The organism is Vibrio aestuarianus (assembly GCF_028858425.1).
GTDB classification, from domain to species: Bacteria; Pseudomonadota; Gammaproteobacteria; order Enterobacterales; family Vibrionaceae; genus Vibrio; species Vibrio aestuarianus.
On the sequence record NZ_JAKNYQ010000001.1, the window covers coordinates 1,095,929 to 1,121,855 of the forward strand.

Here is a 25,927-nt window from a genome sequence, read left to right on the forward strand (position 1 = left end):
TTGCTTTTAGAATCTTAGCTGATGTAGGCAATGCATTTTGAAATAGTGACTAATTTTAAAAAGCAAAGAGTGTTCCAGTTTTTATTTTATAAAGTTTGGAGCGAAAGTTGCCTCAGTATATCTGGAGATAAGAGAATGAAAAAATGGCTTTCCATTGTGCCCGTAGTTTTTCTAACTGCCTGCGCTTACGCCCCGATTTATAACGGAAAAGAGCCATACAGTGGTTCACAGTTTATGTTAATGGAGAGTCCACGTCACACGTTGGATTTCTTTGTTGAGAGTATGACCGAAGATCTTATGGTTTCAAACACCAGTGTGTCTGCGCGTACGCCCATTGCTGTGACATCATTTGTGGATTTACAAAGTATGGATTCAACTAACTGGCTAGGTAATTCGGTGTCTGAAGGTTTTATCCATCAGTTCCAGCGTCGTGGTTTTAAAGTCGTAGATTTTAAAACGACAGGTTCAATCCAAGTGACTCAACAAGGTGATTTCGCCTTTAGCCGTGATTGGAAAGACCTAGCACAAGAGCAAGAGATACAATACATCTTGACTGGGACAATGCTGCGACAAGACGGTGGGGTTTTGGTGAATGCTCGTGTGGTTGGAATGCAATCGCGAGTAGTAGTTGCTACAGCGCAAGGCTTTTTGCCTGCAGATAGGATAGGACGAGATTTGGATACTCTGAACAGTATCCGAACGCAAGATGGTGTGTTAATTCGTTCAGATCCAACTATAACGCAACCTTACACGGTCATTCTGCGTCCATAGGAGATAACAATGAAAAAGTTGCTATTGCTTCTGGTTGCAGTGGTTATGGTCGGGTGTCAGCCACTGCAAACAATGAGAGCTGATGATTGGCTTACTGCCGTTGGTTATGCCAGCATTAGTGAGCAAACAGGGCGCAGTGAAGAGGAAAAGCAAGTACGTGCGATGCGTGCTTCTAAAATTGATGCGTATCGTGAGTTGGCCGAGCAGGTCTACGGCATGCGAGTTAGCGGTCGAGCTGATTTACAAAATCAACGTTTGGGCACTGAGCTGACATCTGGAGCGGTTGATGGTGTGATTCGTGGTGCTGAAGTGGTACGAAGCTATAAAGTTGGCGACAGTTACGTTACTGAATTACGTCTTGATATTCGTAAAATGGATAAATTGCGTGATTATGGAGAGGTTCAACAAGTTCCTGAAAAACGTCAGCAGACGCTCTTTTAATTTCACACTCTTTCCAGATCAAAAAAGCGGCAAATATTGTCGCTTTTCTATTTTTTAACGCATTAAATTTATGCTTTTATGTTCGTACCTAATGTTGATACGGTATGCGTCTGACCGCCAGCATTGTATGTCATGCCTATTTTGCCATGACTTTGCTGCATCAAATTATTCAACTTATTAAAGCTCAATTGAGCACGTTGTAATGCTTCACCGTTAACCAGGTTTGCTTGTTGGCAGTCGTGGACAATCGAACGAATTTGATCAACGAGTTGTGACAGGTTTTCATCTTCAGTCAGGCTCTCGATATGAGGATGTTTAGCAATTCGCTGATCGGTCAGTTGCAGTTGTCCAATTAAGGTCATCTTTTGTTTAGCAATGGCTTCGATTTCTGTGGCGGCACGGCCAGTAATGGCTACTTTTTCTTTTTCAAGTAACTGAGAGAGTTCAAGTGCGTTTTTCAATTGAAAATCGACTAAGTCTTTCAATACAGCCATTATATTTTGCCTTAATTAGTCAAAAACTTGGATTACTCGAAGCCACCCAATTCTTTCTCAAATTTAATCATATTGTCTGCAAGTTTTTCAGGGTCAACCTTATATGAACCATTTGCAATCGCTTCTTTGATCGCTGCTACTTTTGCATTATCAAAACTAGGTTGCGACACCATTTTGTTATGCATCTCACCGATTGCTTTTCCCTGAGAACTCAGTGACACCGCGTCTTGATTTTGCGAAGAACGGGAAACTGCATCGGATGATGATGAAGACGAATTTGATTCGGAACGAGCGGGGTTACGACTTGTCGTCGTTAATGTCTGCCCCGAACGTATGTTATCAATACCTGCCATATGTGAGCCTTATTAATGAAATGGAAACCTGTACAGTCAATATCGACAGCGTATTTAATTACTTTAGCACTTTTTTCTGCTTCACTTCGTTAACAATTTCCACACACTCACTGTAAAACTGAAGGTATTAAAATTGTACCGTTACTTCCGCAATTCCTGTCACTTGTGCATCTATTATACGGTTTGATTTGTCATTTTTCACTTTTATCTGCTCCCCCAAGATACCATCACTGAGAGCTGTTCCTTTAGTTGTGATGCTCATACCTTGTTTTACCGCCTGAATGACAACGCTTTCATTTCGACATACCACACAGATATCATTTTGTTCAATCACATCACCAAGGCGCACATTTCTTTTTACCTTTGCTCCGACTATTCTGTCGGTATCAGAAAAACCTTGTCGACGAAAGCGGTGTAAGTCTACCATGGTCATGGTGACATCTTGTTGAGTGATGATCTGGCCGCGAGACATAGGGACGGCTGCAGTAACTAACGGTAAAGAAATCATCAGCCTGACAGGTACATAGACTTTCCAATTATCCTCTGTACACTCAACAAGAACGGTAATGTTACTCGCGGTACCATTATTTGATGAGGATGATGTAATCAAAGGCGAGGGGCAGTTGGTGGCGTAAATGCGCTCATCAATATTGGCAGCTTGTGCGTTTAACTCTCCACCGATAGGCCATTCAACCGTATCTAAAACATGCTGTTGTGCTGCTTGTTGAATTGATTCAATTTGCTCGAAAGTGGCAGAATGCACAGAAAGATTAAAGAAAAACAATAAAAAGCCGATAGATGTGTAAAATTTTCTATAGAAAGCTCTACACTTAGTTATGGAAAGTAGATGTAAGCATATTTGTGGATGCATCGTGCCTTTTCTCTGGTTTCTTCATAGCCTGTAGTAGACTACCACTTTTTAGCACAAAAGTTTGAGATGGAGATGAGCTTATGACGGGTATTCTTGATTCTGTGAATCAGCGTACGCAACTCGTCGGTCAAAACCGATTGGAACTCCTAACGTTTCGCCTGATGGGACGCCAACGTTATGGTATCAACGTATTTAAAGTAAAAGAGGTACTCCAGTGCCCTAAATTGACTTTAATGCCGAATTTACATCGCTTAGTAAAAGGCATTGCTCACATTCGAGGCCAAACTGTTTCTGTTATTGATTTAAGTTTGGCAGTTGGCGGACGTCCAACGACTGATCTTGATAAATGCTTTGTTGTTATTGCTGAGTTTAACCGAACAATCCAAGCATTCTTGGTCAGTTCAGTTGATCGAATTGTGAATATGCACTGGGAAGCGATCCTTCCACCGCCTGATGGTTCTGGTCGAGCAAACTACTTAACGGCTGTCACTAATATAGACAATGAGCTGGTTGAAATTCTTGATGTAGAGAAAATTCTGGCAGAAATTTCTCCTGTCGACGAAACTATGGATTCATCTATTGGTGAGTCTATTGCTCAAGCTGAAGCAGAAAAAGAAATTGTGCGCCGTATTTTGATTGCCGATGACTCAACGGTTGCGCGTAAACAGGTACAAAGAGCTATCGAATCAATTGGTTTTGAAGTTATTTCAGTGAAAGATGGCAAAGAAGCCTATGAGAAACTGATTGAAATGGCTGCTGAAGGGCCTATTTACGATCAGATTTCATTGATTATCTCAGATATTGAGATGCCAGAGATGGATGGCTATACCTTAACTGCAGAAATTCGACGTAACTCAGATTTAAAAGATTTGTATGTGATTCTTCACTCTTCGTTGAGTGGGGTCTTTAACCAAGCCATGGTTGAGCGAGTTGGCGCGAATTCATTTATCGCTAAATTCAACCCGGATGAGCTTGGGAATGCGGTGAAAGCTGCACTAGTTAACTAAAGAGAAATTAATGACAGCTATAACTATAAGCGATCAAGAATATCGCGACTTCAGCCGTTTTTTGGAATCTCAGTGCGGAATTGTACTTGGAGACAGCAAGCAGTACTTAGTGAGAAGTCGCTTAAGTCCTTTGGTTGCGAAATTCAAGTTAACCTCTCTTTCTGATTTGTTGCGTGATGTAGTGACAGGGAGAAATCGTGAACTACGTGTTGCTGCTGTTGATGCGATGACAACCAATGAAACATTATGGTTCCGTGACTCTTACCCCTTTACCGTTTTAGCAGAACGTCTTTTGCCGGAAGTGGCGGCAAAAAAACGTCCTATAAAAATTTGGTCAGCGGCAAGTTCATCAGGCCAAGAGCCGTATTCTATGGCAATGACGGTATTAGAAACCCAACAGCGTAAACCGGGGATGTTGCCTAGTGTTTCGATTACCGCTACCGATATCTCCGCCAGCATGTTGGATATGTGTAAGGCAGGGATTTATGACAACCTTGCTTTGGGTAGAGGTCTTTCACCAGAGCGTCGTAAAACCTTCTTTGAAGATGCTGGCGATGGGCGCATGAAAATCAAAGATAACGTCAAACGCCTCGTTAACTTTAGACCTCAAAACCTGATGGAAAGTTATGCTTTGCTGGGTAAATTCGATATTATTTTTTGTCGTAACGTATTGATTTACTTCTCACCAGACATGAAATCAAAAGTGCTTAATCAAATGGCGAACAACTTAAACCCAGGTGGTTATTTGTTGCTTGGGGCGTCGGAGTCTCTTACGGGGTTAACTGATAAGTTTGATATGGTTCGCTGTAATCCAGGTATCATATATAAATTAAAATAGTTGTTATTCATCTCAGACTTGCCCAGCTTTTGCTGGGCTTTTTTGTTTGGATTTTCGTTTATGTTGAGTTCTGTTTTGAGCGCCTGACTGTTGATGAACTCTAAGGCGAGGTGTTTTCCGCTGTTCAAGTATCATTACGCTTATTTTAGAGAAAGCGGCTTATATTTTGCAAAGGTAGCTCAGATTAAATTCAATTCACCATTTTAAAAGTTGGTACAGTAATTGCTTTAATCTAAGTGATAACGGTCAGTTCTTATTGTAGAGGTAAACATGGCTATTTCTTTTGACAATGCATTAGGTATTCACCAATACACTGTTGGTGTCCGTGAGCGCAATGCTGAGGTGATTTCCACCAATATCGCACAAGCAAACACGCCTGGCTTTAAAGCAAAAGGAATGGACTTCAGTAGAGCGTTGCAGGCGGCAAGTTCGGGGGCAAGCATTGGGCTTAACCGTACGGATGGTCGGCATATTTCTGCCTCTACCAATGTGACTGGGGAAAGTCTATATCGAACTCCTACCCAGCCGGATACGGGGGATGGTAATACGGTGGATGTGGATTTAGAGCGTAACTTGTTTATGCAAAATCAAATCAGACACCAAGCATCACTCGACTTCTTAGGAAGTAAATTCAAGAACTTAACGAAAGCAATCAAAGGGGAATAATTAGATGAGCCTATTTAATGTGTTCAATGTGACTGGTTCTGCAATGAGTGCTGAATCTGTTCGTCTAAATACAACCTCAAGTAACCTTGCAAATGCGGACAGTGTGAGTAGTTCTGCTAAAGACACTTACAAAGCACGTCATGCTGTGTTTGGTGCTGAGTTAAGTAAAGCACGTTATAACCGAGACCATAATGTGCCAGTGAAAGTATTAGGTATTGTAGAAAGCGATAAGCCGCTGAATGCGGAGTACAACCCAGATCACCCATTAGCGAACGATGAGGGTTATATCTATAAGCCAAACGTTAACGTAATGGAAGAAATGGCTAACATGATTTCTGCCTCTCGTTCGTACCAAACGAACATACAAGTGGCAGATGCAAGTAAACAAATGCTGCTGCGTACGCTGCAGATGGGTCAATAAGGATAAGGAGGTAGCGTATGGCCGGAATTAATAACGTTGGTCAAAGCGGCTTGTCCTATGTTGACCAGCTTAAAAGTCTTCAAGACCAAAAGAAGCCTGAAGATACAACGGGTAAGCAAGACCTCAAACAAGAGGATTTCTTATCGTTGCTCACCAAGCAACTTGCTCAACAAGACCCTTTTAAGCCGGTTAGCAATGACCAGATGATTGCGCAAATGGCTTCATTTGCAACCGTCGATGGTATTGGCAAGATGAATACTCAATTTGAGAGTCTCAACTCGTCAATGACATCAAACCAAGCTCTGCAAGCATCATCATTGGTCGGTCGTGATGTATTAGTACCAGGTGCGGCAGGGATTAAACAAGATGGTCAAGGTATGGCAGCAATGGTTAAGCTTCCTCAAAGTTTGGATAACTTGTTTGTCCGAATTGAGAACGAAGCTGGGCAATTGGTTCGTACCTTTGATGTCGGTGCAAAATCTGCCGGTGACAATCGTGTTGAATGGGACGGTAAAGACCAAAACGGTAATCCATTGCCGGGCGGCAAATACCAAGTGAAAGCTTCGGGTTTGCTGGATGGAGAAAGTAAAGAGTTTGCGGTATCGACCTATGCAAACGTCAATAGTGTTCTCCTTGGTAAAGGTGATGGTAACGTACTGCTCAATCTGGCTGGATTTACATCGCCAGTTAAACTTGCTGAAGTACTAGAAGTTGGCAAAGCGTAGTAAACGCTAGCTAGATAGGAGATTTTGGAATGTCATATATATCTTTAAGCGGTTTATCCGCAGCTCAGTTAGATCTGAACACAACCAGTAATAACATTGCAAACGCAAACACATTTGGCTTTAAAGAGTCTCGTGCAGAGTTTGGTGATGTATATTCAAACTCTTTGTTTACCAATGCCAAGACCACTCCTGGTGGCGGTGTTCAAGCAAACAAAGTGGCACAGCAATTTCATGAAGGTTCCAGTATTTATACCAACAACCCGATGGACTTGCGTATTTCTGGTACAGGCTTTTTTGCGGTCGCTAAAGAGCGTCTCATCCCACAACAAAATGAGTTGACGCGTAATGGTGCTTTCCACCTGAACAAAGACAACTACATGGTAACGTCGAACGATGAGTATCTACTTGGCTATCAGGTAAACCCAGATACGGGCGATGTGCTTTCTTATGAGCCTCAACCACTGAACATTCCTGCTGAATTTGGTAAACCAAAACAGACCGCGAATATTGAAGTTGGTGTTAACTTGCCTGCGAATGGTGAACTGAAAGATCCGACGTTATTTGATTTTAATGACCCGGAAACTTACAACCGTTCAACATCTTCGACTATTTATGACTCTATGGGTCAGTCGTATAAACTCACCACGTATTATTTGAAAGATCAAACTCAAGAGAATACATGGCAAACGTACTATACGGTGACGGATAAAGCAGGCGAGAAGCCAGTGAATATCGTGGGTGGTGATGCATCTACACCAACGGGTCATGTTGGTCATACGATGAAGTTTAATAATGATGGTACGCTGGCAAGTCTAAATAACGGCCAAAATATCGTTTCTGAACCGTTAGGCTCAGGGGCTAACCCTATCGACCTAAACGGTGCCGATCCAAACCAAACTTTATCATTTAATCTAGACTCTGCAACGCAGTTTGCCGCTCCATTTCAATTAACAAAATTTGATGAAGATGGTGCAACCACAGGCTTTTTAACCAAAATTGATTTTGATGAAAACGGTAGTGTATTAGGCACTTATTCAAACGGTGAAAACATTATTCTGGGCCGTGTTGGCTTAGTACGTGTACCGAATGAGCAAGGGCTAGATAAGAAAGGCGGTACACAGTGGGATTCTACGCAGTACTCAGGTGATAAAATCTGGGGTGAATCTAACAAAGGATCGTTTGGTACTATCAATAACGGTACGCTTGAGCAATCAAACATCGATATGACGCAAGAGCTGGTAGACTTAATTTCAGCTCAGCGTAACTTCCAAGCGAACTCTCGTTCTCTAGAAGTACATAATCAGCTACAGCAAAATATCCTACAGATTCGTTAATACCGTAACGGTCATTATCTGGAATACCAAGTTAGCGGCAACGTTAACTTGGTATTGTTGCCATTAGCCGTGGTAAGCGGCAGTTTTCTCCCATTCCCTCCTCTCTTATTTATTTAACTTATTGACTTTTAATTGAAATAAAAGTTGGCACGTCAATTGCTTTTAATGATCGAACGATGATTATTGGAGCACATTATGGACCGCGCACTGTTTCTCGCCATGAGTGGCGCAAAACAAAACATGCAGGCTATGCAATTAAGAGCGAACAACCTAGCAAACGTCAGTACCACGGGGTTCCGTGCTGATTTGGCGCAAGCCCGCTCAATGCAAGCTTACGGTGATGGGTTACCGAGCCGAGTGTTTAGCATGACAGAGCGCCCGGGTCATCGTTTCGATCAAGGCAGTGTTATTACCACAGGTCGAGATCTCGATGTCACCGTCCAAGGTGATGGGTGGATTTCAGTGATGGATAAAACTGGCAGTGAAGGCCTAACTCGTAGCGGCAATCTCAATATTGATCAAAATGGCTTGTTGATGAACGGTAGTGGTCATCTAGTGTTAGGTGAAACGGGGGCTCCGATCACATTGCCGATTCCATTAAGCAAAGTCGAAATTGCCAATGACGGCACCATTTCTGTTCTTCCACAAGGTGCGCCTGCTGATGCAATGGAAATTGTTGATCGTATCAAACTGGTTCGCCCTAATAATCAAACGTTATACAAAGATACCAATGGTCTATTCCGAGCGAAGGACCCAAATGTGGCATTCGAAGCAGATGCCAATGTAAAACTGCTAAAGGGAGCTTTAGAAGGCAGTAATGTCAACGCGGTAAGCGAAATGACGAGCCTGATAGATCTTCAACGTCAGTTTGAAATGCAAGTCAAAATGATGAGTACAGCAGAAGACATGGACAAAGCGTCCGATTCACTGCTTCGCATGAGCTAATAAGCGCAAAAGGAGATTATTATGCAACCTGCATTATGGGTAAGTAAAACCGGGCTTGATGCTCAACAAACCAATATCGCTACGATTTCGAACAACCTAGCGAACGCCTCGACCATCGGTTATAAAAAAGGCCGCGCTGTATTTGAAGATCTATTCTATCAAAACATCAACCAACCAGGCGGCCAGTCATCGCAAAATACCGAGTTACCAAGCGGTTTAATGCTAGGTGCCGGTTCGAAAGTGGTTGCCACGCAAAAAGTGCACACCAATGGTAATGTACAAACCACCACCAATAGCCTTGATATGATGATCGAAGGTGATGGTTTTTTTCAAATTTTGATGCCAGACGGTAATGTTGCCTATAGCCGAAATGGCCAATTTACCTTGAACGATGAAGGCGCAATTGTTACTTCAGGAGCGGGCTACAATTTAGAGCCTGAAATTGTCATTCCGCCAGATGCTATCTCAATTACTGTAGGTAATGACGGGGAAGTTTCGGTTCGAGTGCGTGGCCAACAAGATAATCAAGTTGTTGGGCAAATTACCACCGTTGATTTTATCAACCCCGGTGGTCTAGAACCGATTGGTCAAAACTTGTATTTACCAACTGGTGCCAGTGGTGACCCTCAAGAAGGGGTTCCAGGCCTTGATGGTCTGGGCGATGTTCGCCAATCGATGCTTGAAACTTCAAACGTGAACGTGACTGAAGAATTGGTCAACATGATTGAAGCTCAACGTGTTTATGAGATGAATTCAAAAGTTATCTCTGCGGTTGATAAAATGATGAGTTTCGTTAACCAACAGCTTTAATATTTAACTAAGAGAATGCCACGATGAAACGTTTATTGATCCTAGCTTTTATCACTGTGATGTCTGGTTGTAGCACGTCGCAGTCACCAATAGATACTCCTGAAACTGTACAGGGAACAACGGTTGTTGATGCCGTTGAAGGTGATAAAGCATCAGAAGAAAGTTCAGGTTTGGTTGATATATTACGTAATCGAACTGATCCGCTTGCTGGAGATCCAGCTTGGGCGCCCATCCATCCAAAGCAGAAACCCGAACATTATGCGGCTGAAACGGGATCGTTGTTTAATCTTCAGCACATCAACAGTCTATACGATGATTCTAAACCGCGTGGTATTGGCGATATCATTACTGTAAATCTTGATGAGAGCACTAAAGCGGCAAAAAGTGCCGATGCTGATTTATCAAAATCTAACGATTCCTCCATGGATCCATTAGCGGTTGGCGGTAAAGATCTCACTATCGGGGATTATAATTTTTCCTATGCGCTAAAGAATGATAATAATTTTAATGGTAGTGCTGAGGCAAACCAAAGTAACAGTATTTCCGGTTCTATTACAGTTGAAGTGATTGAAGTTCTTGCCAATGGTAATTTAGTGATTCGCGGTGAAAAATGGCTAACTCTCAATACGGGAGATGAGTATATCCGCTTAAGTGGTACCATTCGTCCAGATGATATCGATTTTGATAACACCATTGCTTCAACTCGTATTTCCAACGCTAGAATTCAATATGCGGGCACTGGCACTAATCAAGATATGCAAGAACCTGGATTCTTGGCACGATTCTTTAATGTTTCTCTTTAACGTCGACGTTTTGACGTAAAGAAAATAGAAATTAAGGTGACCAAACCATGAAAAAATTCACACTGTTTGTTTTGAGTTTGCTGTTGATTGCTACTCAAGCACATGCTGCTCGTATCAAAGATGTTTCTCAAGTCGCAGGCGTACGTAGCAACCAATTGGTGGGTTATGGTTTGGTAACCGGTCTACCTGGTACTGGCGAATCAACGCCTTTTACTGATCAAAGCTTTAATGCCATGCTACAAAACTTCGGCATTCAGTTGCCACCTGGTACGAAGCCTAAAACCAAAAACGTTGCCGCGGTTATTGTTACCGCTGAGTTGCCGGCATTCTCTAAGCAAGGTCAGGCGGTTGATGTAACGGTATCTTCCATTGGTTCGGCAAAGAGTTTACGCGGTGGCACGTTAATGCAAACTTTTCTCAAAGGTTTGGATGGACAAGTCTACGCCGTAGCACAAGGTAACTTAGTCGTGAGCGGGTTTAGTGCCAGCGGTGCTGATGGGTCAAAAATTGTTGGCAACAACCCAACTGTGGGGCTAATTTCAAGTGGGGCAATTGTTGAACGTGAAGTTCCTAGCCCCTTTAGCCGTGGCGATTTCATCACCTTTAACCTCATTGAATCTGATTTTACAACGGCTCAGCGCATGGCTGATGCGGTGAATAATTTCCTTGGTCCACAAATGGCAACAGCCGTTGATGCGACTTCAGTGCGTATTCGAGCACCACGAGATGTCGGTCAACGTGTGGCCTTTCTTTCTGCCATAGAAAATATCGAGTTTGATCCTGCGGATGGTTCGGCAAAAATTATTGTTAACTCACGTACCGGTACCATTGTTGTTGGTAAACACGTGCGCTTAAAAACCGCGGCAGTGACTCACGGTGGTATGACGGTTGCAATTAAAGAGAACCTGAATGTGAGCCAACCTAATGCTTTCTCAGGTGGTCAAACAGCGATCGTTCCTGATAGTGAAATTACGGTCACGGAAGCACAGGGTAAAATGTTCAAGTTTGAACCGGGTTTAACCTTAGATGATTTAGTCAGAGCAGTGAATGAAGTGGGTGCTGCACCATCTGACTTAATGGCGATTTTACAGGCTTTAAAGCAGGCTGGTGCAATTGAAGGCCAGTTGATCATTATCTAAGGAGATGAACATGATTAATAATCCGAATGATATTGGTTTTATTCACGATATCGCCAGCTTAGATAAGCTACGTCAGCAAGCCACGAATGGTGATAAAGACAGCGAGAATGCCGCATTAACGGCTGCAGCTAAACAGTTTGAAGCTATTTTTACCTCTATGCTGTTCAAGTCAATGCGCGATGCAAATGCTGATTTTAAATCGGAAATGTTTAATAGCCAAAATGAAGACTTTTATCGCCAAATGCTCGATGAGCAAATGTCGAGTGAGCTTAGTGCTTCAGGGTCGTTAGGCCTTGCTGATATGATTGTCGCTCAGCTGAGTCAAGGTAAGACTGAGCAACCAATGGATAAGCCAACCAACGATGGCTTCCAAGAAGCGATGCGTCGTATTGAGCGTAGTAAAGCTTCAAAAGAGATGATGGAAGCTGATAGAGTAATCGCTGAGCCAAGTCAATTCGATTCTCCACAAGCGTTTGTAACCTCAATGAAACCTTATGCGGAAAAAGCAGCAAGATCGCTAGGTGTCGACTCTTCACTACTGTTAGCACAAGCGGCATTAGAAACAGGGTGGGGGCAAAAAGTGGTACAGAATGCACGTGGTAGCAGTAATAACCTCTTTAACATTAAAGCGGATCGCAGTTGGTCAGGCGATAAAGTTGCCACTCAAACGCTAGAGTATCACGACAATACGCCCGTGATGGAGAAGGCTGCATTCCGCTCATACGATAGTTATCAAGACAGTTTTAATGATTATGTTCGCTTCTTAAATGATAATCCTCGTTACAAAATCGCGCTAAATCATGGCGGAAATGATGAATCATTTATTCGTGGTATTCACGATGCTGGATATGCCACAGACCCTCAATATGCAGAGAAAGTATTAAGGGTTAAATCTCAAATAAACTCAATGGAATAACCATTTAACAGCCAGTATTACTGGCTGTTTTTATATCCAATCTCCAATTCTTTTAATTCCACTTATCTGGCATACATATTGCAAATACTAATTTAGATATTCAGTAACTACTGATTTGATTAGGTTTTCGGGGGCAGTATGGCGTCGGATCTTCTGAATTTAGGTACCCAAAGTGTACTTACCGCTCAGAGACAACTTAGCACGACAGGTCATAACATTTCTAATGTTAATACAGATGGTTACAGTCGTCAGTCTGTGATCCAAGGGACCAATGCGCCTCGTCAATACGGTGGTGAAACCTACGGCATGGGCGTACATGTGGAAAAAGTTCGCCGCTCATGGGATCAATTTGCCGTTAATGAACTGAACCTTTCTACCACCAGTTTCTCTTTCAAAAAGGATGTGGAAGAAAATTTAGACATGTTGTCGAAAATGCTTTCCTCGGTCGCATCGAAAAAAATACCTGAAAACTTAAATGAATGGTTTGATGCCATTAAAACCCTTGCTGATAGCCCAAACGATGTTGGTGCGCGTAAAGTTGTGCTAGAGAAAGCTGACTTGCTCACTCAAAACATGAATGATTTCCATGAAACCATTCGCCGCCAATCAGATGTGGCTAATAAGGGGTTGGATCTGGGTATCGAGCGTATTAACCAATTAGCCCTTGAATTACGGGATTTGCAACGTTTAATGATGCGCACCCCCGGTCCACATAACGACTTGATGGATCAACATGAAAAGCTCGTAGCTGAACTTTCTGAGTACACCAAAGTTACTGTGACGCCAAGAAAAAATGCGGAAGGTTTTAATATCCATATCGGTAATGGCCACACTTTAGTATCTGGTACGGAAGCCAGCCAATTAAAAATGATTGATGGGTATCCTGATGTCCACCAACGACGTTTGGCGATGGTTGAAGGTCGAGGCATTAAACCGATTACATCCCAAGATATTGATGGGAAAATTGGTGCTTTGCTTGATATGCGTGACAAACATATTCCGTATGTAATGGATGAACTAGGGCGTATGGCTAACTCATTTTCTTATGAAGTGAATAAGTTGCAATCCCAAGGTTTGGATTTACGTGGCAATGTAGGGCGAGCCATTTTTACTGATGTAAACTCTGATTTAGTGGCACGTTCACGTGTGGTGACATCCAGTAATTCGCAAGCTGATTTAGCGGTCTTCATCGAAGATATATCACTATTGAAAGGCGGAGAATACTCTCTGCAATTCAACGGCAGTAACTATGTTGCCACTAAACCCAGCGGTGAGCAGGTTAATGTTCCGGTGGTGCGTGACAGTATTTTCTTAGATGGAATGCGAATAGATATTCGTAATGCGCCAGAAACAGGGGAGCGAGTTTTACTGCGTCCAACTCGCAACGGTGCGGCAATCATGAAGATGGCAACCAATGACCCGACGGCAATTGCCGCTCAAAGTTTCGAAGCTTCCACTACGTTTGCTCAAGGTACGGCCAAATTTAACATACTTGCGGCGGGGGATCTGCGTGAGTTTGAAGTCGTCGTGTCACCCCAAGGCGATCAGTTTGCAGTAACGGATACTAAGGGCAATATATTGCTCGCGCCACAAGCGTATCCACCATCAAGTCCAGTCACAGTGTTAGGTACTACTTTTGAGTTAACACCTGGCGCGTTGCCCAATGATAAATTTACGGCAAACCTTGTCCCCTCTGAAGGTGATAACGGCAACTTGCGCAAAATGCAGAACATTCAAACCGACAAGAAACTCAATGATAACGAATCAACAGTGCTAGATATTTATCATAACCTCAACACTGATGTTGGTTTGCAATTAGCCACGGCTTCCCGTTTGACCGATGTGTCTAGGCTTGAGAAAGAAGCAGCGCAAGAACGAATCGCTTCTATCTCTGGGGTAAACCTCGATGAAGAAGCCGCCAACATGATGAAATTCCAACAAGCGTATATGGCTTCATCGCGGATTATGCAAGCGGCCAATGACACGTTTAACACGATTTTGCAACTTAGATAGGGGGCGATAAATGTTAACTAGAATATCCAGCTTCCATAATTACCAGTCAGTGCAAAACGATATTCGTCGCCAAGAGTCTAAAGTTCACCATAACCAAGCTCAATTGGCGTCGGGAAAGAAACTATTATCGGCCAGTGATAATCCACTGGCGACTCACTACATTCAAAATGTGGGTCAGCAAGAAGAGCAACTACGCCAGTATTTGGATTCGATTGTTTTAGTCAGAAACCGTCTAGAGCATCAAGAAGTGATTATTGCCAATACGGAAAGTTTTACAGACCAAGCTAAACGAACGGTAATGGAAATGATTAATGGCTCGTTATCGCCGGAAGATAGAGAAGCGATGGCGCGTGAGTTACAAGAAGTCTCAAATAATGTGCTCAACTTAGCGAATGTTCAGGATGAGTCTGGTAACTATATCTTTGGTGGTACTAAGCCCAAGAACCAACCGTTCTTTAGAGATAACGCTGGTAACGTGACATATGCCGGTGATGATTATCAGCGAAAGATGAAAATCTCCAATAGTTTAGAAGTCCCTTTTAATAATCCAGGAAGCAAAGTCTTTATGGAGATTGATAATCCTTTTGGCGACTATGAGCCAGACTATCAATTAAAAGAGGGGTCTGAATTACTGCTTGAGCGAGCGACAAACTTAAACCCTGATGACCAATCTAGCTACAAAGTTACTTTTGTCGATATGCCTAACGGTAAGTATGGCTATCAATTAGAACAAGATGGCAGTGTCGTCTCTGCTGATGAGTTTGATCCGCAAAAAGGCATTCAATATCAAGATTTAACGATTCATGTGAAAGGACAAATCTCGAAAGGTGATGTTATCTCTTTGGAACCTCGTTCTACATATAGTCTTTTTGATAGTTACAAAGAGGCTATCGCGCTGTCCCAAAGCTCGGTTTCTGATGCGTCATCAACGGCGAAATTACATCAGATAACCGAGGAGTTTCATGCTGCATTTATTCACTTAAATAAAGTGCGTACTGATATTGGTGCACGTTTAAGTACTTTAGATATTCAAGAAGAACAGCATGAAGATTTTAAAATAAGTTTGGCGAAATCGAAGAGTAATTTTGAAGATCTCGATTATGCCGAAGCTGTGATCGAATTTAATGAAAACTCCCGCGCATTGCAGGCTTCGCAACAAGCTTTTGGTAAAACGAAAGATTTAACCCTGTTCAACTATATCTAAACTTCACTGCCTTATGTGCTTAGCCATATGTGCGAAGAATAGAATGTGTTGAAAAATTGGCCTGAAAATTGCTCATATACAATCGAAAGGCAAAGTGGCAACAGAGCGGCAAACGAAAGTGGCAACTCAGTTGTTAAGTAGAAAAGGTTAGATGCATAGTCACAAAAATAGGATGGAAATATTCTTATAAGTGATTAAAAACAAAGAGTATTGATTTTAATATCAGATGTTTTCAAAGTTGGCATACTAATTGAATTGTTTATATCAGAGTTGATACAACAAGTTTTTAAATCGGCAAATAGCGGATTTAGCAAGTTATTCACGGTCAGTGCTTCCAAATGAGAGTAAAGCTGGCCGCTTCGCAAAAAGCTTGCGAACTCACTAGGAGAGCAAATTATGACCATTACAGTAAATACTAACGTTTCGGCGATGACCGCTCAGCGTTACCTAAATAAAGCATCTAATGAACTGAATACTTCGATGGAACGTTTATCATCAGGTAATAAAATTAACAGTGCAAAAGATGATGCAGCAGGTCTACAAATTTCTAACCGCCTAACTGCACAATCACGTGGTTTGGATGTGGCAATGCGTAACGCCAACGATGGTATTTCGATTGCCCAGACAGCGGAAGGGGCAATGAATGAGTCAACAAGCATCTTACAACGCATGCGTGACCTTTCTTTGCAATCGGCCAATGGTACGAACTCAGCATCAGAGCGTCAGGCGTTGAATGAAGAAGTGAGTGCATTGCAAGATGAGCTAAACCGTATAGCAGAAACCACATCATTTGGTGGTCGTAAGCTACTTAACGGTTCATTTGGCGAAGCTTCCTTCCAAATCGGTGCGAGTTCAGGTGAAGCCATTATCATGGGGCTAACCAGTGTACGAGCCGATGATTTCCGGATGGGAGGCCAATCATTCGTGGCTGACCAAGGGAAAAACAAAGATTGGGGTGTACCGCCCACAGCTCGCGACTTAAAATTTGAATTCACGACTAAAAGTGGCGAGGCAATTACACTGGACGTTATTGCTAAAGATGGCGATGACATCGAAGAACTTGCTACCTACATCAATGGTCAAACCGACAAGTTAACCGCATCGGTTGATGAAGAAGGTAAGCTGCAAATTTTTGCCGCAGAGCCTAATTTACAAGGTGATTTAACCATATCTGGTGGTCTAGCTACCGAGCTTGGTTTAAATGGCGGGCCAGGCCTGAATTCAACGGTTCAAGATATCGATGTTAGGTCAGTCGGTGGTTCACAAAATGCGGTTGGTATTTTGGATGCGGCGTTGAAATATGTTGATTCACAACGAGCTGACTTAGGTGCGAAACAAAACCGATTAAGCCACAGTATCAACAACTTGGCCAATATCCAAGAAAACGTTGAAGCATCAAATAGCCGTATTAAAGATACTGATTTTGCGAAAGAAACAACGCAAATGACAAAAGCACAAATTCTGCAACAGGCAGGGACATCAATTCTTGCCCAAGCAAAACAGTTGCCAAATTCTGCAATGTCACTATTGCAGTAATGTTAGGACCCTTCATTAATCGACTCAGACGTGGGTATGTTATGAAGGAATCCTTGGCAAAGCATGATTATTGTTGGATATAAAGCTCTCTCAAGATTTACCCTGCTTTATATTTCATGTGATAACCATGCGCCCCGGTCAGTCGGTAATGTGTTCATTTCTCTGATCTCCACATTGGCTCTGACTACCAACTAGCCCCAGTTCTCTCAAAGGAAAAGGGGCTTTTCTTTGTCTAAAATACCTTCCGAACTCTTCATTTTCCTATTCTATCCCCTTCCTACATGAAGCTGCAGCGGTGTTGGTTCCCCAATCACATAGTTTATCTATGCTCATAGGAATGAACTCACTTGCCGCTTACCTGCAATTTCAAGTTGTTTGAGTATGTTGCCATTATTCCTACCGACGGATATCGACAAAGCTTTAGCTCTATTTTTATGATTTCTTAAGTTTTTGCCATTGAAGTCCCGTTTTTTATTCAACTTGCTTATTTTTTAATAAATATGCATTTCGCGGCTAAAGGAATCGTCATAGCAGTCGCTAATACTAGTAACTTTGAGAGAACTACCTGGTTATCCGAGACGTCGGAAACCGTTCCAAGTTACGCTACGTCGGATAATCATTAGGAGAACCACTATGGCGGTTAATGTAAATACAAACGTTTCAGCAATGACAGCACAGCGCTACTTAAATAGTGCAAGCAATGCGCAACAGTCATCAATGGAACGTCTATCATCAGGCTTCAAAATCAACAGTGCGAAAGACGATGCAGCGGGTCTACAGATCTCTAACCGTTTAAACGTACAAAGTCGCGGTCTAGATGTTGCGGTACGCAACGCGAATGATGGTGTTTCAATTGCACAAACAGCGGAAGGTGCAATGAATGAAACTACGAACATTCTACAACGTATGCGTGATCTTTCTCTACAATCTGCTAACGGTTCAAACTCTAAGTCTGAGCGTGTTGCGATTCAAGAAGAAGTCACCGCACTTAATGATGAGTTAAACCGTATTGCGGAAACTACATCATTCGGCGGTAATAAACTGCTTAACGGTACCTTTGCAACCAAGTCGTTCCAAATCGGTGCTGATAATGGTGAAGCGGTAATGTTAACGCTGAACAATATGCGCAGCGATGACAGTGCAATGGGCGGAACAAGTTTTGTTGCGACTAATGGTCAAGATAAAGATTGGGCCATTGGCGCGACTGGTAATGACTTGAGTATCGCTCTGACTGATTCTGACGGAAATGCTCAAACTATCGCTATCACGGCAAAAGAAGGCGATGATATTGAGCAGCTAGCAACCTATATCAATGGTCAGACTGATATGGTTAAAGCATCAGTAGATGAAGACGGTAAACTGCAAGTTTTTGCCGATGGTAATGATATCGACACTAGCTCTGTAGCGTTTACGGGTTCTCTTGCGACTGAACTAGGGCTTGATACACCAACTACTAAGGATGTTACCGTTAACAATATTGACGTAAGAACTGTTGGTGGATCACAAGAGTCGGTTGCCATTCTTGATGCCGCGCTAAAAAATGTGGATAGCCACCGTGCAGAGTTGGGTGCATTCCAAAACCGTTTTGGCCATGCGATTAATAACTTAGATAACATTAACGAAAATGTGAATGCTTCTAAGAGCCGTATTAAAGATACAGATTTTGCCAAAGAAACGACTGCACTGACTAAAGCTCAGATCCTTTCTCAAGCATCAAGTTCAGTATTGGCTCAAGCGAAACAAGCACCAAATGCTGCTCTTGGTCTACTTGGCTAAGGTTAGTATTAATGAAGAATCCAGCTACGGCTGGATTTTTTTTGCTTGGATAATGCTGAAATGAAAAATGTTGGCGACAGGAATATCCATCTAGTGAAAAAGAAAAAACCCAGCAAAGCTGGGTTTCTAATAAATGGTGCGGAAGGAGAGACTTGAACTCTCACACCTTGCGGCGCCAGAACCTAAATCTGGTGCGTCTACCAATTTCGCCACTTCCGCAACTTATTCTGTAGATTAACTGGAAATTGGAGATCCAATCAATCGTTGTCATGTTCAGCGTATTGAAGCTAACCATTTAAATAATGGCAGGGCTACCTGGATTCGAACCAGGGAATGGCGGCATCAAAAGCCGCTGCCTTACCGCTTGGCGATAGCCCTGCAAGATGATTACTCATCTAAATAATGGTGCGGAAGGAGAGACTTGAACTCTCACACCTTGCGGCGCCAGAACCTAAATCTGGTGCGTCTACCAATTTCGCCACTTCCGCAACTTATTCTGTAGATTAACTGGAAATTGGAGATCCAACCAATCGTTGTCATGTTCAGCGTATTGAAGCTAACCATTTAAATAATGGCAGGGCTACCTGGATTCGAACCAGGGAATGGCGGCATCAAAAGCCGCTGCCTTACCGCTTGGCGATAGCCCTGCAAGATGATTACTCATCTAAATAATGGTGCGGAAGGAGAGACTTGAACTCTCACACCTTGCGGCGCCAGAACCTAAATCTGGTGCGTCTACCAATTTCGCCACTTCCGCAACTTATTCTGTAGATTAACTGGAAATTGGATATCCAATTAATCGTTGTATATGGTGGCTACGACGGGATTCGAACCTGTGACCCCATCATTATGAGTGATGTGCTCTAACCAACTGAGCTACGTAGCCATTAAAACAATGGTGCGGAAGGAGAGACTTGAACTCTCACACCTTGCGGCGCCAGAACCTAAATCTGGTGCGTCTACCAATTTCGCCACTTCCGCAACTTATTCTGTAGATTAACTGGAAATTGGAGATCCAATCAATCGTTGTCATGTTCAGCGTATTGAAGCTAACCATTTAAATAATGGCAGGGCTACCTGGATTCGAACCAGGGAATGGCGGCATCAAAAGCCGCTGCCTTACCGCTTGGCGATAGCCCTGCAAGATGATTGCTCATCTAAATAATGGTGCGGAAGGAGAGACTTGAACTCTCACACCTTGCGGCGCCAGAACCTAAATCTGGTGCGTCTACCAATTTCGCCACTTCCGCAACTTATTCTGTAGATTAACTGGAAATTGGAGATCCAATCAATCGTTGTCATGTTCAGCGTATTGAAGCTAACCATTTAAATAATGGCAGGGCTACCTGGATTCGAACCAGGGAATGGCGGCATCAAAAGCCGCTGCCTTACCGCTTGGCGATAGCCCTGCAAGATGATTGCTCATCTGAATAATGGTGCGGAAAGAGAGACTTGAACTCTCACACCTTGCGGCGCCAGAACCTAAATCTGGTGCGTCTACCAATTTCGCCATTTCCGCAAATTATTGTTAGATCATCGAGATGGTGCGGAAGGAGAGACTTGAACTCTCACACCTTGCGGCGCCAGAACCTAAATCTGGTGCGTCTACCAATTTCGCCACTTCCGCAGCTCGATATCTATAAGCTACCCACTAACGCGAATAACTGAATTATGGTGGCTACGACGGGATTCGAACCTGTGACCCCATCATTATGAGTGATGTGCTCTAACCAACTGAGCTACGTAGCCATGTTTTTGGAGCGAGACAATATAATACAATCTCAATCCGAGTGCCAATATTTTTTCAAATACAACACTTTTGAAAATGGCAGGGCTACCTGGATTCGAACCAGGGGATGGCGGCATCAAAAGCCGCTGCCTTACCGCTTGGCGATAGCCCTGCAAGATGATTACTCATCTAAATAATGGTGCGGAAGGAGAGACTTGAACTCTCACACCTTGCGGCGCCAGAACCTAAATCTGGTGCGTCTACCAATTTCGCCACTTCCGCAACTTTCCTAAAGGTTTTCATTCTGAAAGTTCAGAAAAAACACTTAGGAAATGGTGGCTACGACGGGATTCGAACCTGTGACCCCATCATTATGAGTGATGTGCTCTAACCAACTGAGCTACGTAGCCATTTTCCTTTTTTGCTCTCTTTTTTAAGTTTTGCTTAACGTTGAGAACGGAGCGCATTATGCGGATATGGCTTAGGAGCGTCAATAGTTTTTTTGAATAAATTCTCTGAAAATAGCCGTTCGAACTTTTTTTGAACAAAGAGACGTGTTTGTGATCAAAAACAGGCACTAATACGGCAATCTTATTTGTTTTTACTAGGCCTCACGGGAAGGTCTGCTTTGTAGAAAAAACAAAAAAGCCAACACAAACTGTTGGCTTTTAAAGGGGTGTTAAACACTGATTAACGAGTTATTTACACGTTGAAACGGAAGTGGATAACATCGCCATCTTTTACGATGTAATCTTTACCTTCAAGACGCCATTTACCTGCTTCTTTTGCGCCGCTTTCACCGTTATATTGGATGAAATCATTGTAACCAACCACTTCAGCTCGAATGAAGCCGCGCTCAAAGTCGGTGTGAATTTTACCCGCGGCTTGTGGCGCGGTTGCACCGACAGGAATTGTCCATGCTCGAACTTCTTTAACACCTGCTGTAAAGTAGGTTTGTAGAGTCAGTAGTTCATAACCAGAACGGATCACGCGGTTTAGGCCAGGTTCTTCAATGCCGAGATCTTCTAAAAATTCTTCACGATCTTCATCGTCAAGTTCAGAAAGCTCTGATTCAATGGCCGCGCATACAGCAACAACAACGTTATTCTCTTTTTCAGCAAATTCACGCACAGCATCAAGATACGGGTTGTTATCGAAACCGTCTTCACTAACGTTTGCGATGTACATGGTTGGTTTTAACGTTAGGAAATTCAGGTAACCGACCGCTGCTAATTCTTCTTTTGAAAGATTAACCGTACGAGCCATGCCACCTTCAGTAAGAACTGGCAGAAGTTTTTCTAGAACAGCTAGTTCAAATTTAGCATCTTTATCACCGCCTTTAGCTTTTTTTGCTTGGCGTTGCATTGCTCGTTCGCAGCTATCTAGGTCAGCTAGTGCTAGTTCTAGGTTGATAACTTCAATATCTTCAATCGGTGAAACTTTACCTGCAACGTGCACGATGTTTTCATTCTCAAAACAACGAACAACGTGGCCGATAGCGTCAGTTTCACGGATGTTAGCTAGGAATTTATTTCCTAAGCCTTCACCTTTAGATGCACCAGCAACAAGGCCTGCGATATCTACGAATTCCATCGTGGTCGGTAGAATACGCTCAGGATTTACGATTTTTGCCAGAGCATCAAGACGAAGGTCTGGAACTGGAACCACACCGGTGTTTGGCTCGATAGTACAAAACGGGAAGTTTGCAGCTTCGATACCCGCTTTAGTAAGTGCATTAAACAATGTTGATTTGCCCACGTTTGGTAGACCAACGATGCCACATTTAAAACCCATGACTGTAACCTTATTCTGCTTTGAACGTATGTAAGCGATTTTGTGCTTTAGTTAAACCATCTTTTAGTAAAATATCGAAGCAGCGAACGGATTCATCTACTACGGCTTCTAGGCACTCTTGCTCTTTGGCTGGTGCCTTACCTAAAACATAGCCTGCTACTTTATCTTTGTGCCCCGGATGACCTATGCCGATCCGAAGACGATAGAAATCTTTGCTATTCCCCAGTTTGCTAATCGTGTCGCGAAGCCCATTGTGCCCACCATGACCACCACCCATTTTAAATTTAGCGACACCGGGCGGTAGGTCGAGTTCATCATGTGCGACCATTATTTCTTCAGGTTTGATCTGATAAAACTTAGCCACAGCAGCAACGGCTTTACCCGATAAATTCATGAAAGTTGTCGGGATAAGTAAACGTAGATCTTCACCGTTAACTAGAATACGGCCAGTAAGTCCGAAGAATTTGGCTTCATTTTTCAGTGTAACATTGTGTACTCGGGCTAACTCTTCTACTACCCAAGCGCCAGCATTGTGTCTGGTTTTGGCGTATTCAGGACCAGGATTCGCCAGTCCAACAAGGAGTTTAATTTGTTGACTCAAGGTTAGGATCTCTTAGGAATATCAAAAGCGCGGTATGATAGCACAAAATGGAGATGGTGCGAGACGCGAAAATAACAGATAAAAAAAGCACTTCATTTTGACATGAAGTGCTTAATAGATGTGTTCTGTTAGTAACTAAACGCGGTTTAGTTAAACATTGCCGAGATAGATTCTTCGTTACTAATGCGACGAATAGCTTCTGCAAGCATGCTTGATAGCGTTAGTTGTGTCACTTTACCTGTTGCTGCCATCTCTTTAGATAGAGTAATAGAGTCAGTAACGATTACTTGGTCTAACACTGAGTTCTTGATGTTTTTCGCAGCATTGCCAGAGAATACAGCGTGAGTTGCGTAAGCAAATACGCGTTTTGCTCCACGCTCTTTAAGTGCTTCTGCTGCTTTACATAGTGTACCGCCGGTGTCGATCATATCATCAACGATAACGCAGTCGCGGCCTTCAACATCCCCGATAAGGTTCATCACTTCTGAAACATTTGCACGTGGACGACGTTTATCAACAATAGCGATATCGATGTCACCAAGCGCTTTTGCTGTTGCACGAGCGCGAACCACGCCACCAAGGTCAGGTGATACGACAACTGGATCTTCTAAACCGCGAGATCTCATATCTTCAAGCAGTACTGGGGTACCGAAGATATTGTCAACTGGTACATCGAAGAAGCCTTGGATTTGCTCTGCATGTAGGTCGATAGTGAGAACGCGGTCAACACCAACGTTAGAAAGGAAATCTGCAACAACTTTTGCAGTGATTGGTACACGGGCAGAACGCACACGGCGATCTTGACGAGCATAACCAAAATATGGGATGACAGCAGTAATACGGCCTGCTGAAGCACGGCGCATTGCATCAATCATCACTACTAATTCCATTAGGTTGTCATTAGTAGGAGCACAAGTAGATTGAATAATAAATACATCGCTACCACGAACATTTTCGTTGATTTGCACTGCAACTTCGCCGTCAGAAAAGCGAGAAACAGTAGCATCACCAAGAGAGATGTATAGACGTTCAGCAATACGTTGGGCTAGTTCAGGTGTGGCGTTACCAGCAAATAGCTTCATATCAGGCACGGTGGAAACCTCAGGGTTGCGTCCAGTTTTTAAATAGGTTGGGTTTATATCGACATTTTTCATCGATATTGGGCCGATTGGTATTCAGCCAGCGTCTCTTTCAGTGGCGAAATGTTACGCCCGAGGGCGACAAACGCAGAGACGGTGTCAGGAAGTTTAGCAAGGGCAGACTCAGCTTCTTTTTTGCTGGAAAATTCTGCAAAAACGCAAGACCCTGTCCCAGTCAATCTTGACGGCGCGTATTGTAGCAGCCATGAAAGTTGCTTATCAACCTCTGGGTACAGCATTCGGACAATTTTTTCGCAATCGTTTTCGTAAGGCAGTTCAAGAAGCGTTGCTAGCTCTCGCTTTGGCGTGTTTCTTATCAATAGTGGGTGAGAAAATATATCTTTGGTTGCAATGCTGACATTCGGTCGAATCACTAGGTAAACTTTTTCATCAGGTTCAGTTTGGGTCAGTTTTTCACCAACACCTTCGGCAAACGCAGCGAAGCCATGCACAAAAACGGGCACATCGGCACCGAGATGCAGGCCAATTTCGGCAAGTTCTGCATCACTTAAATGAGTTTGCCATAGATAATTGAGCGCAACTAAAACCGTCGCGGCATTGGAAGAGCCGCCACCAATACCACCGCCCATCGGTAGTACTTTAGTTAATTGGATATCAGCACCAAATGAACAGTTAGTCTGTTTTTGTAATGCATTTGCTGCTTTCCAGATCAAATTATCCGTTAATGAGACACCTGGAAGGTTTGGTGTTAGCGTAATTTCCCCCGATAAATTTGCCGTGATGGTGAGTTCATCGCCAAAGTCGAGAAATTGAAACAGAGTTTGAAGTTCGTGATAGCCGTTATCTCTTTGCCCTGTGATATAAAGAAATAAGTTAAGTTTTGCTGGAGAAGGCCAACGTGTCGCTTTGGTTATCATGGTGTTAATATCCATTTAGAGATAACAATGTTTAATGATGTATTTGCCTGTTTTAATTTCATTTTGCTCGGTAGTGGAATGGTTTGGTCGGCAAATTGTTGAAATTGGTATTGTTGATAATCTAAATGCCATGGTGTTGCCGCAATGGTTTTATCTACAAACGCGAGAGTATTTGATTCATTGAGTTGGTAGCTATCGGCTTGATTGGGTAACCCTAATAGCCAATATTGTAACTGTTCAATTGGGATTTCTAACCCCGTGAGTTGATAGACTAGTGCATCGGCATTTACAGCGCTTAATACTTGGTCATCATACGTTTCTGCGGTGGCACCTTGTGGAGTGATAGATAAATTCAGTACGGTTTGCCCAAGAAAGGTAGATAGACGTAACTGGCTGCTATCTTGCTGCTTTTGCCAGAAAAAATTCAGAGATTGTCGCTGTTGTGGTGAGATGTAACCTAACTTGCCAGAAACTTGATATTGAGTGATTTTCTGTAACTGCTGCTGATGTGACTGCCATTCAACAGAGGTTATCTGTTCAGGTAGGCTTGAACAGCCAAAGAGAACGCCGAAAGTAAAGAAGGCGACAATAAGTCGTTTAACGTGATTCATGTATGCTCGTTATTTACGCAGTTAAAGGGTAAAAACAGCATTACTATATCATTGATCTCACGAAGTCGGGAAAACAAATCCCTGTTGCCCTTTCATTAAAACAGGGCATAAA

The 25,927-nt window shown here is 42.9% G+C and carries 25 protein-coding genes and 16 tRNA genes; 17 read left to right on the forward strand and 24 right to left on the reverse strand.

What is annotated here, in order from left to right:
- Nucleotides 1-135 precede the first annotated feature (135 nt).
- Entirely contained in the window at nt 136-771 is a 636-nt protein-coding gene (locus tag MCT08_RS05170; RefSeq protein WP_053310971.1) for a FlgO family outer membrane protein, read from the forward strand.
- Between the two features lie 9 nt (nt 772-780).
- Nucleotides 781-1,212 (forward strand): flagellar assembly lipoprotein FlgP, encoded by a 432-nt coding sequence (flgP, locus tag MCT08_RS05175; protein WP_168521377.1) that lies wholly within the window; start codon nt 781-783, stop codon nt 1,210-1,212.
- 68 nt (nt 1,213-1,280) lie between these two features.
- Here flgP and MCT08_RS05180 read toward each other — a convergent pair whose 3' ends face one another.
- The 3 genes from MCT08_RS05180 to flgA all read right to left on the reverse strand — a co-directional run bounded on the left by MCT08_RS05180 (nt 1,281) and on the right by flgA (nt 2,930).
- Entirely contained in the window at nt 1,281-1,706 is a 426-nt protein-coding gene (locus MCT08_RS05180) for a flagella synthesis protein FlgN (protein ID WP_168521378.1), read from the reverse strand.
- A 32-nt stretch (nt 1,707-1,738) separates the two neighbouring features.
- Nucleotides 1,739-2,059 (reverse strand): flagellar biosynthesis anti-sigma factor FlgM, encoded by a 321-nt coding sequence (gene flgM / locus MCT08_RS05185; protein ID WP_053310974.1) that lies wholly within the window; start codon nt 2,057-2,059, stop codon nt 1,739-1,741.
- A gap of 127 nt (nt 2,060-2,186) precedes the next feature.
- A complete protein-coding gene (gene flgA, locus MCT08_RS05190) occupies nt 2,187-2,930 on the reverse strand; it encodes a flagellar basal body P-ring formation chaperone FlgA (protein WP_274678005.1) in 744 nt (247 codons plus the stop codon).
- A gap of 80 nt (nt 2,931-3,010) precedes the next feature.
- On the opposite strand from flgA, the gene MCT08_RS05195 reads away from it, so the two are divergent.
- The 15 genes from MCT08_RS05195 to MCT08_RS05265 all read left to right on the forward strand — a co-directional run bounded on the left by MCT08_RS05195 (nt 3,011) and on the right by MCT08_RS05265 (nt 19,063).
- Nucleotides 3,011-3,937 carry a chemotaxis protein CheV gene (locus MCT08_RS05195; RefSeq protein WP_168521380.1) on the forward strand — a complete coding sequence of 309 codons (927 nt, stop codon included), beginning with the start codon at nt 3,011-3,013 and terminating at the stop codon, nt 3,935-3,937.
- Between the two features lie 10 nt (nt 3,938-3,947).
- The gene (locus MCT08_RS05200; RefSeq protein WP_053310977.1) at nt 3,948-4,775 is read left to right on the forward strand and encodes a protein-glutamate O-methyltransferase; all 828 of its coding nucleotides are present in this window, start codon (nt 3,948-3,950) and stop codon (nt 4,773-4,775) included.
- Between the two features lie 270 nt (nt 4,776-5,045).
- Nucleotides 5,046-5,441, forward strand: coding sequence for a flagellar basal body rod protein FlgB (flgB, locus tag MCT08_RS05205; RefSeq protein WP_053310978.1), 396 nt, complete (start codon nt 5,046-5,048; stop codon nt 5,439-5,441).
- A gap of 4 nt (nt 5,442-5,445) precedes the next feature.
- On the forward strand, nt 5,446-5,862 hold the full coding sequence (gene flgC / locus MCT08_RS05210; RefSeq protein WP_053310979.1) for a flagellar basal body rod protein FlgC: 417 nt from the start codon (nt 5,446-5,448) through the stop codon (nt 5,860-5,862).
- Nucleotides 5,863-5,879: 17 nt separating this feature from the next.
- Entirely contained in the window at nt 5,880-6,587 is a 708-nt protein-coding gene (gene flgD / locus MCT08_RS05215; RefSeq protein WP_053310980.1) for a flagellar hook assembly protein FlgD, read from the forward strand.
- A 29-nt stretch (nt 6,588-6,616) separates the two neighbouring features.
- Entirely contained in the window at nt 6,617-7,921 is a 1,305-nt protein-coding gene (flgE, locus tag MCT08_RS05220) for a flagellar hook protein FlgE (RefSeq protein ID WP_274678006.1), read from the forward strand.
- 195 nt (nt 7,922-8,116) lie between these two features.
- On the forward strand, nt 8,117-8,866 hold the full coding sequence (gene flgF / locus MCT08_RS05225; protein WP_171981319.1) for a flagellar basal-body rod protein FlgF: 750 nt from the start codon (nt 8,117-8,119) through the stop codon (nt 8,864-8,866).
- Between the two features lie 21 nt (nt 8,867-8,887).
- Entirely contained in the window at nt 8,888-9,676 is a 789-nt protein-coding gene (gene flgG, locus MCT08_RS05230) for a flagellar basal-body rod protein FlgG (protein WP_274678008.1), read from the forward strand.
- 23 nt (nt 9,677-9,699) lie between these two features.
- Nucleotides 9,700-10,479, forward strand: a complete 780-nt coding sequence (flgH, locus tag MCT08_RS05235; RefSeq protein WP_274678009.1) for a flagellar basal body L-ring protein FlgH — start codon at nt 9,700-9,702, stop codon at nt 10,477-10,479.
- A gap of 47 nt (nt 10,480-10,526) precedes the next feature.
- Nucleotides 10,527-11,618, forward strand: a complete 1,092-nt coding sequence (locus MCT08_RS05240) for a flagellar basal body P-ring protein FlgI (protein WP_053310985.1) — start codon at nt 10,527-10,529, stop codon at nt 11,616-11,618.
- Between the two features lie 10 nt (nt 11,619-11,628).
- Nucleotides 11,629-12,534: a flagellar assembly peptidoglycan hydrolase FlgJ gene (gene flgJ / locus MCT08_RS05245; protein WP_274678010.1), complete on the forward strand. Its 906-nt coding sequence runs from the start codon at nt 11,629-11,631 to the stop codon at nt 12,532-12,534.
- 138 nt (nt 12,535-12,672) lie between these two features.
- Nucleotides 12,673-14,547, forward strand: coding sequence for a flagellar hook-associated protein FlgK (gene flgK, locus MCT08_RS05250; RefSeq protein WP_274678011.1), 1,875 nt, complete (start codon nt 12,673-12,675; stop codon nt 14,545-14,547).
- A 10-nt stretch (nt 14,548-14,557) separates the two neighbouring features.
- Complete coding sequence (flgL, locus tag MCT08_RS05255; RefSeq protein ID WP_274678012.1) at nt 14,558-15,751, forward strand: flagellar hook-associated protein FlgL; 1,194 nt, start codon at nt 14,558-14,560, stop codon at nt 15,749-15,751.
- 396 nt (nt 15,752-16,147) lie between these two features.
- Nucleotides 16,148-17,287 (forward strand): flagellin, encoded by a 1,140-nt coding sequence (locus MCT08_RS05260; RefSeq protein WP_261927310.1) that lies wholly within the window; start codon nt 16,148-16,150, stop codon nt 17,285-17,287.
- 633 nt (nt 17,288-17,920) lie between these two features.
- Entirely contained in the window at nt 17,921-19,063 is a 1,143-nt protein-coding gene (locus tag MCT08_RS05265; RefSeq protein WP_172533557.1) for a flagellin, read from the forward strand.
- 134 nt (nt 19,064-19,197) lie between these two features.
- On the opposite strand, the gene MCT08_RS05270 is transcribed toward MCT08_RS05265, so the two are convergent.
- The 21 genes from MCT08_RS05270 to lolB form a co-directional block, all read right to left on the reverse strand.
- Nucleotides 19,198-19,282: transfer RNA gene (locus MCT08_RS05270), tRNA-Leu, on the reverse strand.
- Between the two features lie 84 nt (nt 19,283-19,366).
- Nucleotides 19,367-19,441, reverse strand: a tRNA-Gln gene (locus MCT08_RS05275).
- A 25-nt stretch (nt 19,442-19,466) separates the two neighbouring features.
- A tRNA-Leu gene (locus MCT08_RS05280) sits at nt 19,467-19,551 on the reverse strand.
- Between the two features lie 84 nt (nt 19,552-19,635).
- Nucleotides 19,636-19,710 (reverse strand) — tRNA-Gln (locus MCT08_RS05285).
- A 25-nt stretch (nt 19,711-19,735) separates the two neighbouring features.
- Nucleotides 19,736-19,820 (reverse strand) — tRNA-Leu (locus MCT08_RS05290).
- 52 nt (nt 19,821-19,872) lie between these two features.
- Nucleotides 19,873-19,949 (reverse strand) — tRNA-Met (locus MCT08_RS05295).
- Nucleotides 19,950-19,959: 10 nt separating this feature from the next.
- Nucleotides 19,960-20,044 (reverse strand) — tRNA-Leu (locus tag MCT08_RS05300).
- 84 nt (nt 20,045-20,128) lie between these two features.
- Nucleotides 20,129-20,203: transfer RNA gene (locus MCT08_RS05305), tRNA-Gln, on the reverse strand.
- Nucleotides 20,204-20,228: 25 nt separating this feature from the next.
- Nucleotides 20,229-20,313 (reverse strand) — tRNA-Leu (locus MCT08_RS05310).
- Between the two features lie 84 nt (nt 20,314-20,397).
- A tRNA-Gln gene (locus MCT08_RS05315) sits at nt 20,398-20,472 on the reverse strand.
- 25 nt (nt 20,473-20,497) lie between these two features.
- Nucleotides 20,498-20,582, reverse strand: a tRNA-Leu gene (locus MCT08_RS05320).
- A 23-nt stretch (nt 20,583-20,605) separates the two neighbouring features.
- Nucleotides 20,606-20,690, reverse strand: a tRNA-Leu gene (locus tag MCT08_RS05325).
- A 45-nt stretch (nt 20,691-20,735) separates the two neighbouring features.
- A tRNA-Met gene (locus tag MCT08_RS05330) sits at nt 20,736-20,812 on the reverse strand.
- 77 nt (nt 20,813-20,889) lie between these two features.
- A tRNA-Gln gene (locus MCT08_RS05335) sits at nt 20,890-20,964 on the reverse strand.
- A gap of 25 nt (nt 20,965-20,989) precedes the next feature.
- A tRNA-Leu gene (locus MCT08_RS05340) sits at nt 20,990-21,074 on the reverse strand.
- A gap of 51 nt (nt 21,075-21,125) precedes the next feature.
- A tRNA-Met gene (locus MCT08_RS05345) sits at nt 21,126-21,202 on the reverse strand.
- A gap of 292 nt (nt 21,203-21,494) precedes the next feature.
- Nucleotides 21,495-22,586 carry a redox-regulated ATPase YchF gene (gene ychF, locus MCT08_RS05350; RefSeq protein ID WP_053311922.1) on the reverse strand — a complete coding sequence of 364 codons (1,092 nt, stop codon included), beginning with the start codon at nt 22,584-22,586 and terminating at the stop codon, nt 21,495-21,497.
- A gap of 10 nt (nt 22,587-22,596) precedes the next feature.
- Nucleotides 22,597-23,187, reverse strand: coding sequence for an aminoacyl-tRNA hydrolase (pth, locus tag MCT08_RS05355; protein ID WP_168521393.1), 591 nt, complete (start codon nt 23,185-23,187; stop codon nt 22,597-22,599).
- Between the two features lie 146 nt (nt 23,188-23,333).
- The gene (locus MCT08_RS05360) at nt 23,334-24,278 is read right to left on the reverse strand and encodes a ribose-phosphate pyrophosphokinase (RefSeq protein ID WP_053311928.1); all 945 of its coding nucleotides are present in this window, start codon (nt 24,276-24,278) and stop codon (nt 23,334-23,336) included.
- A 59-nt stretch (nt 24,279-24,337) separates the two neighbouring features.
- The gene (gene ispE / locus MCT08_RS05365; protein WP_274678013.1) at nt 24,338-25,204 is read right to left on the reverse strand and encodes a 4-(cytidine 5'-diphospho)-2-C-methyl-D-erythritol kinase; all 867 of its coding nucleotides are present in this window, start codon (nt 25,202-25,204) and stop codon (nt 24,338-24,340) included.
- Nucleotides 25,201-25,815: a lipoprotein insertase outer membrane protein LolB gene (gene lolB / locus MCT08_RS05370; protein WP_274678014.1), complete on the reverse strand. Its 615-nt coding sequence runs from the start codon at nt 25,813-25,815 to the stop codon at nt 25,201-25,203. Before lolB ends, ispE begins: the two co-directional genes overlap by 4 nt.
- Nucleotides 25,816-25,927 lie beyond the last annotated feature (112 nt).

Bases quoted from the DNA above. Each gene is read 5' to 3' on its own strand.
- MCT08_RS05170 (WP_053310971.1), top strand. From the start codon at position 136: ATGAAAAAATGGCTTTCCATTGTGCCCGTAGTTTTTCTAACTGCCTGC.
- flgP (WP_168521377.1), top strand. From the start codon at position 781: ATGAAAAAGTTGCTATTGCTTCTGGTTGCAGTGGTTATGGTCGGGTGT.
- MCT08_RS05180 (WP_168521378.1), bottom strand. From the start codon at position 1,706: ATGGCTGTATTGAAAGACTTAGTCGATTTTCAATTGAAAAACGCACTT.
- flgM (WP_053310974.1), bottom strand. From the start codon at position 2,059: ATGGCAGGTATTGATAACATACGTTCGGGGCAGACATTAACGACGACA.
- flgA (WP_274678005.1), bottom strand. From the start codon at position 2,930: ATGCATCCACAAATATGCTTACATCTACTTTCCATAACTAAGTGTAGA.
- MCT08_RS05195 (WP_168521380.1), top strand. From the start codon at position 3,011: ATGACGGGTATTCTTGATTCTGTGAATCAGCGTACGCAACTCGTCGGT.
- MCT08_RS05200 (WP_053310977.1), top strand. From the start codon at position 3,948: ATGACAGCTATAACTATAAGCGATCAAGAATATCGCGACTTCAGCCGT.
- flgB (WP_053310978.1), top strand. From the start codon at position 5,046: ATGGCTATTTCTTTTGACAATGCATTAGGTATTCACCAATACACTGTT.
- flgC (WP_053310979.1), top strand. From the start codon at position 5,446: ATGAGCCTATTTAATGTGTTCAATGTGACTGGTTCTGCAATGAGTGCT.
- flgD (WP_053310980.1), top strand. From the start codon at position 5,880: ATGGCCGGAATTAATAACGTTGGTCAAAGCGGCTTGTCCTATGTTGAC.
- flgE (WP_274678006.1), top strand. From the start codon at position 6,617: ATGTCATATATATCTTTAAGCGGTTTATCCGCAGCTCAGTTAGATCTG.
- flgF (WP_171981319.1), top strand. From the start codon at position 8,117: ATGGACCGCGCACTGTTTCTCGCCATGAGTGGCGCAAAACAAAACATG.
- flgG (WP_274678008.1), top strand. From the start codon at position 8,888: ATGCAACCTGCATTATGGGTAAGTAAAACCGGGCTTGATGCTCAACAA.
- flgH (WP_274678009.1), top strand. From the start codon at position 9,700: ATGAAACGTTTATTGATCCTAGCTTTTATCACTGTGATGTCTGGTTGT.
- MCT08_RS05240 (WP_053310985.1), top strand. From the start codon at position 10,527: ATGAAAAAATTCACACTGTTTGTTTTGAGTTTGCTGTTGATTGCTACT.
- flgJ (WP_274678010.1), top strand. From the start codon at position 11,629: ATGATTAATAATCCGAATGATATTGGTTTTATTCACGATATCGCCAGC.
- flgK (WP_274678011.1), top strand. From the start codon at position 12,673: ATGGCGTCGGATCTTCTGAATTTAGGTACCCAAAGTGTACTTACCGCT.
- flgL (WP_274678012.1), top strand. From the start codon at position 14,558: ATGTTAACTAGAATATCCAGCTTCCATAATTACCAGTCAGTGCAAAAC.
- MCT08_RS05260 (WP_261927310.1), top strand. From the start codon at position 16,148: ATGACCATTACAGTAAATACTAACGTTTCGGCGATGACCGCTCAGCGT.
- MCT08_RS05265 (WP_172533557.1), top strand. From the start codon at position 17,921: ATGGCGGTTAATGTAAATACAAACGTTTCAGCAATGACAGCACAGCGC.
- ychF (WP_053311922.1), bottom strand. From the start codon at position 22,586: ATGGGTTTTAAATGTGGCATCGTTGGTCTACCAAACGTGGGCAAATCA.
- ispE (WP_274678013.1), bottom strand. From the start codon at position 25,204: ATGATAACCAAAGCGACACGTTGGCCTTCTCCAGCAAAACTTAACTTA.
- lolB (WP_274678014.1), bottom strand. From the start codon at position 25,815: ATGAATCACGTTAAACGACTTATTGTCGCCTTCTTTACTTTCGGCGTT.